The sequence below is a fragment of the Salinicoccus siamensis genome, assembly GCF_055391965.1.
Genome location: NZ_AP043765.1, coordinates 332,627 through 344,843, shown reverse-complemented (window position 1 = coordinate 344,843; position 12,217 = coordinate 332,627). Strand labels below are relative to the sequence as shown.

12 protein-coding genes are annotated in these 12,217 nt (G+C 46.5%); 3 read left to right on the top strand and 9 right to left on the bottom strand.

Annotated elements, in window-relative coordinates:
• Positions 1-160: 160 nt before the first annotated feature.
• Both ACZ5LF_RS01730 and ACZ5LF_RS01725 read right to left on the bottom strand, forming a co-directional pair.
• Positions 161-310 carry a hypothetical protein gene (locus ACZ5LF_RS01730; RefSeq protein WP_380570340.1) on the bottom strand — a complete coding sequence of 50 codons (150 nt, stop codon included), beginning with the start codon at positions 308-310 and terminating at the stop codon, positions 161-163.
• An 11-nt stretch (positions 311-321) separates the two neighbouring features.
• Positions 322-465 carry a hypothetical protein gene (locus ACZ5LF_RS01725; RefSeq protein WP_380570339.1) on the bottom strand — a complete coding sequence of 48 codons (144 nt, stop codon included), beginning with the start codon at positions 463-465 and terminating at the stop codon, positions 322-324.
• Between the two features lie 320 nt (positions 466-785).
• Between ACZ5LF_RS01725 and ACZ5LF_RS01720 the strand changes: the two genes are divergently transcribed.
• Positions 786-2,030 (top strand): LysM peptidoglycan-binding domain-containing protein, encoded by a 1,245-nt coding sequence (locus ACZ5LF_RS01720; RefSeq protein WP_380570338.1) that lies wholly within the window; start codon positions 786-788, stop codon positions 2,028-2,030.
• A 117-nt stretch (positions 2,031-2,147) separates the two neighbouring features.
• On the opposite strand, the gene ACZ5LF_RS01715 is transcribed toward ACZ5LF_RS01720, so the two are convergent.
• The 3 genes from ACZ5LF_RS01715 to glcT all read right to left on the bottom strand — a co-directional run bounded on the left by ACZ5LF_RS01715 (position 2,148) and on the right by glcT (position 7,043).
• On the bottom strand, positions 2,148-3,932 hold the full coding sequence (locus ACZ5LF_RS01715) for a S9 family peptidase (RefSeq protein ID WP_380570336.1): 1,785 nt from the start codon (positions 3,930-3,932) through the stop codon (positions 2,148-2,150).
• Between the two features lie 114 nt (positions 3,933-4,046).
• Positions 4,047-6,086, bottom strand: a complete 2,040-nt coding sequence (gene ptsG, locus ACZ5LF_RS01710; protein WP_380570335.1) for a glucose-specific PTS transporter subunit IIBC — start codon at positions 6,084-6,086, stop codon at positions 4,047-4,049.
• A gap of 123 nt (positions 6,087-6,209) precedes the next feature.
• Entirely contained in the window at positions 6,210-7,043 is an 834-nt protein-coding gene (gene glcT, locus ACZ5LF_RS01705) for a glucose PTS transporter transcription antiterminator GlcT (protein ID WP_380570334.1), read from the bottom strand.
• 172 nt (positions 7,044-7,215) lie between these two features.
• Between glcT and ACZ5LF_RS01700 the strand changes: the two genes are divergently transcribed.
• Positions 7,216-7,536: a winged helix-turn-helix transcriptional regulator gene (locus ACZ5LF_RS01700; protein ID WP_380570333.1), complete on the top strand. Its 321-nt coding sequence runs from the start codon at positions 7,216-7,218 to the stop codon at positions 7,534-7,536.
• Positions 7,537-7,586: 50 nt separating this feature from the next.
• On the opposite strand, the gene ACZ5LF_RS01695 is transcribed toward ACZ5LF_RS01700, so the two are convergent.
• Both ACZ5LF_RS01695 and ACZ5LF_RS01690 read right to left on the bottom strand, forming a co-directional pair.
• Positions 7,587-9,023, bottom strand: a complete 1,437-nt coding sequence (locus ACZ5LF_RS01695) for an SLC13 family permease (RefSeq protein ID WP_380570332.1) — start codon at positions 9,021-9,023, stop codon at positions 7,587-7,589.
• A gap of 18 nt (positions 9,024-9,041) precedes the next feature.
• On the bottom strand, positions 9,042-10,220 hold the full coding sequence (locus ACZ5LF_RS01690) for an MFS transporter (RefSeq protein ID WP_380570331.1): 1,179 nt from the start codon (positions 10,218-10,220) through the stop codon (positions 9,042-9,044).
• Between the two features lie 194 nt (positions 10,221-10,414).
• On the opposite strand from ACZ5LF_RS01690, the gene ACZ5LF_RS01685 reads away from it, so the two are divergent.
• Entirely contained in the window at positions 10,415-10,846 is a 432-nt protein-coding gene (locus ACZ5LF_RS01685) for a pyridoxamine 5'-phosphate oxidase family protein (protein ID WP_380570330.1), read from the top strand.
• A 54-nt stretch (positions 10,847-10,900) separates the two neighbouring features.
• Here ACZ5LF_RS01685 and ACZ5LF_RS01680 read toward each other — a convergent pair whose 3' ends face one another.
• Positions 10,901-11,350 carry a hypothetical protein gene (locus ACZ5LF_RS01680; protein ID WP_380570329.1) on the bottom strand — a complete coding sequence of 150 codons (450 nt, stop codon included), beginning with the start codon at positions 11,348-11,350 and terminating at the stop codon, positions 10,901-10,903.
• A complete protein-coding gene (locus ACZ5LF_RS01675; RefSeq protein WP_380570328.1) occupies positions 11,347-12,153 on the bottom strand; it encodes a DUF3100 domain-containing protein in 807 nt (268 codons plus the stop codon). Before ACZ5LF_RS01675 ends, ACZ5LF_RS01680 begins: the two co-directional genes overlap by 4 nt.
• Between the last annotated feature and the right edge of the window lie 64 nt (positions 12,154-12,217).

Here is a 12,217-nt window from a genome sequence, read left to right as displayed (position 1 = left end):
TTTCTTTCGTCAGCCATAAATGGCATATTCTTGATGTAGGGCCACTACCCTATACTATTCGCCACCAGAATCTTCAGATCATATTATACGCAATCAAACTAAATGTGCGCTTTATACATGTAATGACTAAAAAATGAATCCAGACGTTTTTCTTCTGGATTCATCTATTGTTCTCCTGTTGCCTGAATACTAAATAGTTCGTCACAGCAAAGAACAAACCGGCACCAACGCCGATCGGCCAATTGTCAAAACCGATGCCGATCAGCAACAAAAATAAAATTCCTGTACTTACCGCAATCGCGATATGCATAATTTCACCCTCTACAATATGCTGAATACCTTTACGATGAGACGGAAGATGAGGACCAGTGATTCCAAAAACATATCGAACAAGAAACCGTACCAGTACTCATTCCTCTGTAGCGGATACTCCGTCCCATCATGTCTCCCCTTGTTTCGTACCATGGCTCATCCCCCTTTTTAGACAATACCCAAATAGACGGGCATTAACAACTTTTTTGGAACGGGATATTTAGAGACTTTTTAGACAGTTGTTGAATATTACAGTATATTTCAAGTCTTTCTTTACAGTTACATATATATGACATTTAACAATAAAGCTACAATTCGTGTTAGAATTTCTAATTGTGAATCGCCATGAATCTTTAACCGTTCCATCCTGGATATATTTCAATGATACATATAAATACACCTCAATTAAGAAACAGTTTTAGTCGTGGACGAAAAAATTTTCAAGGAGAGTTTGTCTTATCATGAAAAAAACATTGCTATCAATTGCGACAGTAACTACACTCACAGGAGTTGCATCACATAACGTTTCGGCCGCCGACTACACCGTTGAGAGCGGCGATACGCTGTGGGGGCTCGCTAACGAAAACGGCACTTCCGTATCAAACCTAAAAGAAATGAACAACCTTTCCAGTGACCTGATCGTCCCTGGGGAAGTTCTTGAAATGGATGAGAAGAAAGAAGAAACGCACGTTAAAGAAGACAATCAAGGTATATATACAATTAAAAGTGGGGACATGCTTTACAAAATCGGCCAGAAATTCAATGTCGACTATAAACAGATCAAGAAGTGGAACAACTTGTCTTCCGATATGATCTACGCAGGCAAAACGCTGATTGTTTCTGCAGACGCCGTTCCAGCTGAACAAAAAGCACCTGTTGTAACAGAGGCAACAACACAAAGTAATGCAGCGGACACACAGGGTCAGGCTGACACTGTAAACCAGCAAGTCGAAGCAGAGAAAACTGAAGCCCAGCCATCAAACCAAAATAATGAAAAAGAAGCACCAGCTGTTGTTGAACAAAGTCAGAACAACACGGAAGCTGCAGAGCAGTCTGTCCAGACAACCCATTCAGATAATGCAAGCCAACAGGTTGAGCCGAAGCAAGCCGCAACCCAGCCTGCAAATCAAAATAATGAGAAAGAATCATCTAATGTTGCCCAAACTTCAAATCAGAATAGAACAGAAGATGTTCAACAATCTGCTAATGAAAACAACCAAAATGTAAATCAATCATCTCAAGAAACACCTGCAGTAGTTGAAAATACCAGCAATAATGAAGTTGCGACTCAGAACGTAAATTCACAAGAAACAACTCAAGTCCAAGCTCCGGTTCCACAGGCTCCAGCACCTTCAGTTGCGTCCGGTTCATACGGCAGCAACTACTATATGACTGGAGACTGCACATGGTATGTCTTCGAAAGACGTAAAGAAATGGGCGCATCTGTCAGCAATTCATGGGGCGATGCAAAAAATTGGGCGAGTGCTGCGCGTAGCGAAGGCCTACAGGTCAACAACACTCCGTCCGTAGGGGCAATCATGCAATCTGCTGCTTTCCAAAACGGCTCGTATTCCTTTGGCCACGTGGCTGTTGTAGAAGCGGTGAACGCTGATGGCTCAATCGTGGTTTCAGAAATGAACTGGTCCGGCGGCGTTGGAAACAAAACAACCAGAACAGTCAGTGCAAGCAGTGCAGCGAGCCACAACTTCATCCATTAATTAGTAATACCCCGTAGTGCGGTCAACGACCTTTCTACGGGGTATTCTTCATTTTCATTAATGTTCATGACCATTGTTGAGTTAAAAATACTCTTGTCTATTAGCGAGGAACAAACCTCACTGATGCGACTCCAAAAACCGCAACATCGTTTCATACACCTTTATCTCATTGGCTTTTTTGGAGAAGCCGTGCCCTTCATCGTCTAAGACAAGGTATTCGACGTCTCTTCCTGCATCACGTAACTTTTCTACAATCTGATCGGATTCCTCTTTGACGACGCGCGGGTCCCTGGCCCCTTGGATGACAAGCATAGGGCGTGACATCGTATCGAGGTAAGTGATCGGTGAATCTTTTTCGAACCGTTCCTTATCCTCTTCCGGATCTCCTATCCAACGCTTCATGATTGGTTTCCAATGATCCGGCACTGAATTATAGAAAGTAAACAGGTTCGACACCCCAAATATATCGACTACAGCCTTAAAGTACTCGGGATGCCTGCCATGAAGCAGAAGTGCCATATACCCCCCGTAGCTGCCACCGACAAGGAAAAGTGTGTCGGGTGAAGAGATACCATTATCAAACAACCATTTAATTGCTTCTATATTATCCAACCGCGGGCCTTCTCCCCAGTCCTGTTCGACGTATGTCACAAACGTGGCACCATAACCGGTACTGCCCCTGAAGTTGGGACAGAATATGTTATACCCTCTGTTCAGCAGCATCTGGAACATCGCACGATAAAATTTGCGTTCTGCTGCCTGAGGCCCCCCATGCGGCCAGAATATCGTGTAGCCATTACGGTTTTCTTCCTTCGCCCGAAATAGCAGGGCTTCTATTTCGAGGCCGTCGAAAGATTCGTAAAAAATGCTTTCAGGTTCCACCATATCTCTGGAGGTGACCCCCGGCACATGGTTTTTTGTCAGCGCACTCCATTTTTCCTTATTATATTTCCAGATGTTGAAAGGCTCCGTGGCGCTGCCTCCAAGTGCGTATAGTGTACCGTCCTTTGTGACGGAGAGTTGACGTATGACATCAAAAGGCGCTTTGATTTCATCTGACATATCATGGTTCAAGTCGTAATAATACAACCGATCTGAAACGCCTTGCTCTGTGTGGATGTAGAGCATGTTGTGGTGCCTGTCGAACTGCAGACCTTCCACGGACTCCTTGCCGAAGTCCATCACTTTCGAAAATACCTTATCCGTCAAATTATATTTAGCCAGATAAGTATATTCACTGCCGTAGTTGGTGGCAAACCACACTTCATCATCTTTCACAAACGTCATCCCACTGACGGTATGGGCAACGCCTTCGTCAGGTGTAATGTAATCGATTCCTGCAGATGTTTTGATGAAGCCGAGCATATACGTATTGGACAGTACCTGAAGGTAGGCACTGTTGGTCTCATCAGCTGATATATCCACCAGATAGGTGGGGGCGTCCTCCCCTTCGTGCAGAAGCCGGCTCTCTCCATTCTCCAGATCATAGACAGCTGTATTCAAGTAATTCTCGTTCCCTTTGGAAGTGCCATAGTATATCTTATCACCGTCCCTCGATGTCTTGGAAAAGAAGAACTTCTCATCCCGTTTGCCGGTGATCAGTGGCTCGGGCAGACCACCCTTTGGACTTAACGCATAGATTTGAAAGTTCTCATCTCCATCATTATCGTATCCAGTGAGCACATAGCGGTTCTTGGGATCGAACTTGATGAAGCTGACCGCCTCGTCCTTTTTCCCAAAAAGGTAAGGGTATGTATCCGGCTCATCCATGGCCCAGATGTTTACTTTACCATCGAGGTTCGTGCTGAACAGCACCCTCTTTCCATCGGGGCTCACCGTAAAATTGTTGATGTTGTAGGAGGAGAAGAATTGTTCTACTGCCGGTTTTGGAAATGAAATCATACTCGACACCCCTTTTTCTGAAATTTTTTTCACTTCAATTGTATATGATAGTACCCTGATTGACAATTTTAAACAATAAAAAAGGAGACGGTCTGAACCGTCTCCTTTCTGCCGTTATTTGACATTGATGATGACATCTTCATTGGTTACTGGGCCAAGCTCTCTTGCTGCGATTTCAACGCCTGCCGGCCCTGTAATTATGATTGGAGTGATGTCGCTCTTTGCATGTTCCCGAATGTACTCGAGATCCACTTCCATAAGCACATCGCCTTTTTTGATTTCATCTCCCGTCTTCACTTTGAGGTCGAAGCCCTCACCTTTAAGATTCACAGTATCCAGGCCAAAGTGGACAAGCAGTTCAAGTCCACCTGCATTCTTAAGTCCAAGCGCATGCTTGGTTGGGAAATCCGTCACCACTTCACCATCGAATGGTGCACGGACGATGCCCTCAGTCGGTTTGACTGCGATACCATCACCCATCATCTTCTCACTGAATACTTGGTCTGGAACTTCAGATAGTTCAACCGCTTCACCTTCCAGTGGGGAATAGATATCTTTATCGTTATCCTGCATCATTTCCTCGCCGGCTGCCGCCTCCACTTCTTCTGCTGTGGAATCTGTGACGGTCGTTTCGGCCGGAGAAGTGATTTCTCCGTCGAGGATGCGCTGCATGTCGTTCCTGATCTGATCTGATTTAGGCCCGAAGATTGCCTGCATGTTATTGCCGACCTTCATCACACCTGAGGCCCCGAGTGATTTGAGTTTACTTTCATCTACAGCGGTCGTGTCGGATACTTCTACACGCAGTCGCGTAATGCAGGCGTCAAGATGCTTGATGTTCTCTTCGCCACCCATCGCCGTCAGCACACTGAATGGCAATTCCTGTGCTGTGGAAGTTGCGACTTCCGCACTATCGTCTTCACGTCCCGGCGTCTTGAAGTTGAGCGCTTGAATCAGGACTCTGAACACCGTGTAATAGATGACAGCGTAAACCAGTCCCACAACAATCACCCACCACCATTCTGTACGGTTCTGAAGGATACCGAACAGGAAGAAGTCGATGAAGCCACCTGAGAATGTATAGCCCAGATGCAAATCAAGCATGAATAGGATAAGGAAGCTGAGTCCATCCAATACTGCGTGGATGACATACAACAATGGCGCTACAAAAAGGAAAGAGAATTCCAGTGGCTCTGTAATTCCTGTCAAGAAGCTTGTAAGCGCTGCTGAAATCATGATACCCGCAACATATTTCTTACGTTCCGGACGCGCTGTATGGTACATCGCCAAAGCTGCAGCAGGGAGGCCGAACATCATGACCGGGAATTCACCCTGCATGAAGTTACCGGCCGTCAATTCCACCCCATCACGCAATTGGGCGAAGAAGATGTTCAAGTCACCGCGCACAATGTCTCCGGCCACGTTCGTGTACGTACCAAATTCAAACCAGAAAGGTGCGTGGAATATGTGGTGCAGTCCAAATGGGATGAGGAGCCGCTTGATCATACCAAATGCAAACACGCCTATGGCAGTGTTTTCCTCCATCAACCAAAGGGATACCGAGTTCATACCTTCTTGGATAGGTGGCCAGACGATGAACATCAACAAACCTATCAGGAAGGAGAATACTGCGGTGACGATCGGCACAAAACGCTTGCCGGCAAAAAAGCCAAGGAAATCCGGCAGATTGATGTTGTAGTATCTATTGTAGGCCCATGCGGCAATCACACCGATGATGATACCGCCGAACACCCCAGTCTGTATGGTCGGGATGCCGAGCACGTCTGCGTAGGCTGGATTTTCGGCAGCCATTTCAGGCGTAACCTGAGCAATCTGACCCATCGTCACGTTCATTATCATGTAGCCGACAAAAGCTGCGACAGCGGCAACGCCATCGCCTTTCGCAAGTCCGACTGCTACACCAAGCGCAAATAGTAATGCCAGGTTATCAAAAACAACGCCACCTGCTGCCTGCAGCATGTTGGATAGCGCAACGATCCATCCCGCCTCCAAGAATGGCAGCAGATCGACCATCGCGTCAGTCTGCATGGCAGCACCGATCCCGAGCATCAACCCGGCAGCCGGTAGGATTGCGACCGGCAGCATCAAGGCTTTACCGATACGCTGAAGCTGTCCAAATAGTTTTTTGAACATAATGTCCTCCTTTTTGAATGTGTGTATTTGTAAGGCGAAGAATCAGCAGAAAAAAGGCATGAGTTTACAAAGCATGGTTGAATAAACCATCCCTTGTAGACTCATGCCCTTACGGTAACACGTCTATTTGGAATAATGATTGAAATGCTGTATATGCATGGTAAGATAAACGACTTCAGAATCATAGACTTTCCGCTGCAATTTATTCTGTATCATCTTCACGATTTTTACAGCTATATTATAGCACGTTGGGTATTCAGTTTTCAACAATGAGTCGAAATGATCTTGGGAGGGGACACTCTCCCCGTTCATTACACGCTGCACACAAAAGCTGATATGCCTTACAAAACGATCGTACTGGATGGACGTCTGATCGATTTCGGTACCGAGACCTTGTTCAATGATGACGATCGCCTGGTGGACGACCTCGGACAAAAGGTTCATATCACGGAGTGAACGGTTATAGATGGAAGAGTGGACATGGAGGGCGATGAATCCCGTTTCTGCTTCCGGCAGCCGGATGCCGTACTTTTTATCGAACATGTCGACGACGGCCTCGGCAATGTGATATTCCTTCGGATAGAGCGCCTTCGTTTCATTGACGAACGGGTTGGTGATGCCGATCCCTTCTTCTAGCCGCTTCATGGCGAAGAGCAGATGGTCCGTCAAGGAAAGCAGTATGCGGTTGTTGATGGTCATCGTCGTCATATCATCAATCAATTCAATCGCTTCAAGCGTCGATTGAAACAGTTTTTCATCTGCCATCGTCAGCAGTGTCTGATAGCGGCTTGTATCCTGCTGACCTTCCAGCTTATAGATCTTATCGGCATCCTCAATATCAAGCGCATCCCCCGCTTTTTTACCAAAACCGATACCTCTGCCGATCAGCACGACCTCTTCGAACTCATCTCTGCCGATCACCACATTATTATTCAGTGCTTTTTCAATGGTTACCATAAGTCACCCACCCACTTTCTCTTCTACACTCCAATATATAGAAGGCATTCATCAAGTGCAAGGATCCGACTGACCATTATAATGTGCTTATGGATTGTTTAACTGAAGTATGGTTCATTTAGTTGTGATGCGCGCCCAAAAAGAGTTATACTGGCTCTCAAGGAGTGATGATATGGATTATTCGATCTGTCCAAAGTTTGAAAGCGCCATGGGTATTCTCGGTCAGAGATGGACAGGACTCATCATCTACCAGCTGCTCGAAGGGCCGAAGCGTTTCTGCCACCTCGAGTCTTCCATCGGTGTCAGTGGACGTGTCCTCTCGGAACGTCTTAAGACGCTTGAGAAAGAGGGTCTGGTCAAAAGAGAAGTCTACCCGGAAACCCCGGTAAGGATAGAATACATCCTTACAGAAAAAGGATGTGCAATGGAACCTTTCATGGCCGAACTGCAGAAATGGGCCGAAAACTGGTTGGCACCGCCTCAACGTGTATAATCATCTCAATATAAATAAGCCGCTTATGCTGATTGGCATAGGCGGCTTTTCTATGGCCACAATCCGAATAGGTTCCAAAATGTAAATGCTGTAGCCATCGTAGCCAGTACACTGACGACTGTAATGGCAATGCCTGGTTTGATAAAATCTTTCTGACTGATGCGTCCCTCATTATAGATGATGACGTTCGGCATCGACTGGATGGCCAGGATAAATCCGAATAACAACGTGACGGCTGTAACGAATGTCATCATCAGCGGATCCAAACCGACTTCCACCGAAATTGTAATGACGATCGGTACGAGAGTCACAACAGCGGTTGAAATGTTGGTGACCACCATATGATAGAGTTGGGAAATGATGATGACTGCCACCATGGCAAGCCACGGATTGGAAAAAATGCGTATCAAGGAATCCGTCAGCAGTATCTCCGATAAGACATCGAGTCCTCCCGATTCGGTTAATGCATATCCAAGCGACAAAGATGCCCCAATCAAAAGGATCAGATCGAAATTGATGTCGACAACTTGTTTCCATGACACAAATCCGATCTTCGGCAAAGTGATCAGGACGACGGCGAGCATGGCGGGGATAACCGGGTGAAAGCCATGCACCGCCTCCAAGGCCCACAGCAGAACTGTCAGCCCCAACACAATGATGCATTTCCACTCATCTGGTAAAAGGGGACCGAATTCCTTGTATGCGATTTCCATCTCCTTATGCAGCACTTCTGTATCCATATCTTCAGGCGGATAGAACCATAGAAGCACCAACGGAATCAAAATGGTCAACAGCACCCAAAGTGGCAACGCATAAAGGAACCATTGCAGGTAGGTGATGTTGTAGCCCGTATATGAATTGAGCAGCTCGACCGCTAAAATATTGCTCACTGCCCCAGTCAATACACCGACTGCACTAAGGTTCGTGGCAAAGGCGATGCCGACCATGATGAGACGGTTGTAGTTCGATTTGCCGTCCGCCCCCACCGTATCCACGACCTTTGTCGCAAGCGGCAACAATAAAGTCGCCCTGACACTGTTTGTAGGGATGAAGAAAGCCATGAATTGGATCAGTACAAAGATACCTATGAAGAGCCCTTTTAGGGAGCGCCCCAGACGATAGACCAATGCGTATGACAGGCGCGGTATCAAAGATGTCTCCCCCACTCCCTGCACCAGCATGACTCCTGCTACCACAAGAAATACAGCAGGTGAGGAAAACCCAGAGAGCATGACATCGATCGAGACGGAATTGAGGACGACGAGGAGAACCATTATGATCATCGCTGTCATTCCGAATGGAATCGGTTCGAACGCCCAAAGGATAAGTCCCAATAACAATATTGACAGAGCACTGCCGGCACTCCAACCTATGTTCGGGTCCATCCCTGTATAGATTAGGCCAGCGATAAGTGCTAAGCCTGCCGTCATCAGTATGAACCCTTTTCTTGTAACGCTTCCTGCTGAGCGTTTACGACTGTTACTCACTTGATCATCTCTTTTGCATCATGATTCAGTTCTTGTACCCCTTTTCTCATACCTACCATATACCAAGTAGTATACTACAGCTCCGGCCAGGACAAGCAAGGCCATCATGCTGTACAGGCCGTGGTAGCCAAACATCGGTACAAAACCGCCCAGGATGTAGGACCCCACCCCCAGGCCGAAATCCAGTGCAATGAAGTAAGTGGATGTCGCGAGACCCACATCCTTGGCCTCCGCCACTTTAATGCAGAGTGCCTGTGTAATCGATTGGAGGTTCCCATAACCCAATCCAATCAGTACGCCGGATATCAACAGCATCATGCCAGATGTAGTCTGACCGAGCGCAAGGTATCCTATCGCCAACACTATAAAAGCCGGATAGGTGACGATGTTTGCCCCAACCTGATCCATGATCCTTCCAGTCACAGGCCGGGTGACCAATATGATCAGTGCATAGACCAGGAAGAAGTAGCTTGAAGCGGAAACGAGGTTCTGCTCTTCCGCAAACAGTGCAATGAAGGACAGCACAGTGGAATATGTCATGCAGATGAGCAAAACAACAAGACCAATCGGCATCGCTTTCCTGTCGATCCACTGGAATTTGGGCTTAGGCTCTTTGGACAGGTCTATCGTCGTATTATCCGTCTTGATGAAAACTGTGAAGAAACTGGCAATAAGAACCAGCGTGAAGACGATGACGAACAACATCTGATAGGTGATGTGCTGAAGCAAAAAGAAAGCCATGAAGGGGCCAAGGGCGGTCGCCATCACAAAGCTCAGACTGAAATAGCTGATGCCCTCGCCCCTCCGAGATTTCGGCAAGGCGAGTGCTGCAATTGTTCCAACTGCAGTGGTTGCAACTCCATTAGCCAGACCATTGAAGAAACGCACGAACAGCAGCAAGGTGAGATTCCCGGCAACAAAGTACAGGCCATATGTAATGATGAACATGATCGTACCGATGAACATGATTTTCCTTGCACCGATCAGACTAAGCTGATGACCGGTCAATATCCGTCCAACCAACGAACCAACAATGAAGATACCCGATACGAGTCCTGCTGTACTGGTGGACACATTAAACTCTTCTACCGCGTAGCCGCTTATCGTCACCATAAGCAGGAACATCGCCAGCATGATGAAGAAGTTGAAGATGAAGACTATGATGAAATCTTTGGTCCAAAGCTTTTCTTTTCCCATCGAATCATTCCTTAATATGTAAATCTTTTTCACGATTGTCAGACAATCATACCATATTTTGCAGTATATATATGAAACGAATAGAAGCATATAATTTTTTATACTTTCAATTGTGCGTCAACAACCAACCGTGATTATTATTTTCTGTAGATGGGTATAAGGAGGGAGAATGAATATTAATTGGAGGTTTATCCATGAATAAGACAGAATTCACCAATAAGCTGAAAGAAATACTCGATTCCAACAAAATAGGTACGATGGCCACAATACGCGAGGACAAACCCATGAGCCGATATATGACTTTCTATAATGATGGGCTTACACTCTACACGTACACGACGAAAGACACCTACAAAGTAGAAGATCTCGAAAAGAACCCTTATGCACATATCCTTCTTGGTTATGAAGAAAGCACGGATAAGACAAAACGCTTCGTGGAAATCTTAGGTAAGGCAAAACTGCCTGAAGATGTCACACCTGATGTCGACGAGACACTCGCTAAAATTGGGCAGACTTATCAGAAGTTAAAAGGCAATGATAATCTTCAAGCCATAGAAATAGAGATTGAAACCGCTAAAATAATGAATGATGACGAGACGGAAGCTGAAACAGTTGATCTGACCTAATTTATAGCATCTAATAAGGAATAAAATCACGCACCTCCACGAGGTGCGTGATTTTTATATGATGCCCTGTATCCTCAGTACAACTTCTGCAATCAGAGCAGAGCCGAGAAATGTACCGATGAAGACCAAAATCGCCACTACAATGGATTTCCATCCCATTTTGGCGAAATCGGCCCAGTTGCGTCCTATCGAGATACCTGCATAGGCGAGTATTGGAGTAGTAATAGCCAACAATTCAATATCATTCGTCCAAGCGACCACCTGTTCAGACCCCGGAAACCCGGGGAGTGAAATGATGATGCCGATCAGGGCAATGTAGCCCACTGCCGGGATATTTACCGGGATATATTCTTCCATGGCCATCCCCGCCAATGCAATCAAGATCAGGACTAGGATGCCAGGAACCGCTCCCCATGAGTAGATATCATAGCCAATCATATTTCCAAGCAGAGTTATCCCTGCAAAAATCAATAATATCAAAGTCCAATCGATGATTTTCCTCATTCGCTTCGATCCCCCGTTTCTTTCCGGTCCATCACAGCATAGATTTTATTGGTAAGAGGGAGTCCGATGAACATGCTGACGTATAGCCCTGTAGCAAGGGATATCAGATTGCTCGCCCCCGCCAAAGCGATGATCTGATCTTCCAAAGCAGGGTACGCAGCAATCAATGTACCACTGCCGGCTGCCATCATGCTGCCGCTGCCGACGCCTGAAGCGAGCGCGAACGAAAGTGGATGGATCGGCGTCACCGTTGCCAGAAGGCCTGCAATCAATCCGAGGAAGATGGCTCCAAATACCGTGCCAAATATGTACATCGTCATAACCCCGCGCCCTTCAGGTGAATTAAAACCATAACGGTCCATAATAAGCCCCACATTCGGTTCCCTGCCGATTGAATGCGTCATCCCCACGCTCTCCCGCTTCATGCCGAGCCATATTGCCACAGGCAGTGCGACCAGGATAGTCCCAAGGTTGCCGAATTCCTGGAGCAGCAAGGCGGGACCGACCGCAATCAGTTCTTTTGCCTGAGGACCGATGATGACTCCTATTTTAGCGATGAGCACCCCTACTCCCATGACGATTAGAGGCTCGGCATTGATGGATTGCACCTTCGAGACCACTGGAGTGAAATACAATCCGAAACCGATGACCAACGCATAGAGCATCGGCAGCAACAGAATGGCTCCTGGGCCCACCGGGATTGATATCTGTCCAATTATTTCCGTAATGACTACAATGATGAGGACAACGGCATGTAACCGCCAATCTTTCAGTATTGACTTCAATTCTTTTCCATCTTCCATTTATCCCTCTCCTTAGGCATAGCGCATGAGTCGCATTTCATTAATCTGAATAGTATCATAATTA

Excerpts from the sequence above, each read along its gene's own strand:
- ACZ5LF_RS01700 (WP_380570333.1), top strand. The coding sequence starts at position 7,216 with ATGGATTATTCGATCTGTCCAAAGTTTGAAAGCGCCATGGGTATTCTC.
- ACZ5LF_RS01680 (WP_380570329.1), bottom strand. The coding sequence starts at position 11,350 with ATGAGGAAAATCATCGATTGGACTTTGATATTATTGATTTTTGCAGGG.
- ACZ5LF_RS01725 (WP_380570339.1), bottom strand. The coding sequence starts at position 465 with ATGGTACGAAACAAGGGGAGACATGATGGGACGGAGTATCCGCTACAG.
- ACZ5LF_RS01685 (WP_380570330.1), top strand. The coding sequence starts at position 10,415 with ATGAATAAGACAGAATTCACCAATAAGCTGAAAGAAATACTCGATTCC.
- glcT (WP_380570334.1), bottom strand. The coding sequence starts at position 7,043 with ATGGTAACCATTGAAAAAGCACTGAATAATAATGTGGTGATCGGCAGA.
- ACZ5LF_RS01675 (WP_380570328.1), bottom strand. The coding sequence starts at position 12,153 with ATGGAAGATGGAAAAGAATTGAAGTCAATACTGAAAGATTGGCGGTTA.
- ACZ5LF_RS01715 (WP_380570336.1), bottom strand. The coding sequence starts at position 3,932 with ATGATTTCATTTCCAAAACCGGCAGTAGAACAATTCTTCTCCTCCTAC.
- ACZ5LF_RS01690 (WP_380570331.1), bottom strand. The coding sequence starts at position 10,220 with ATGGGAAAAGAAAAGCTTTGGACCAAAGATTTCATCATAGTCTTCATC.
- ACZ5LF_RS01730 (WP_380570340.1), bottom strand. The coding sequence starts at position 310 with ATGCATATCGCGATTGCGGTAAGTACAGGAATTTTATTTTTGTTGCTG.
- ptsG (WP_380570335.1), bottom strand. The coding sequence starts at position 6,086 with ATGTTCAAAAAACTATTTGGACAGCTTCAGCGTATCGGTAAAGCCTTG.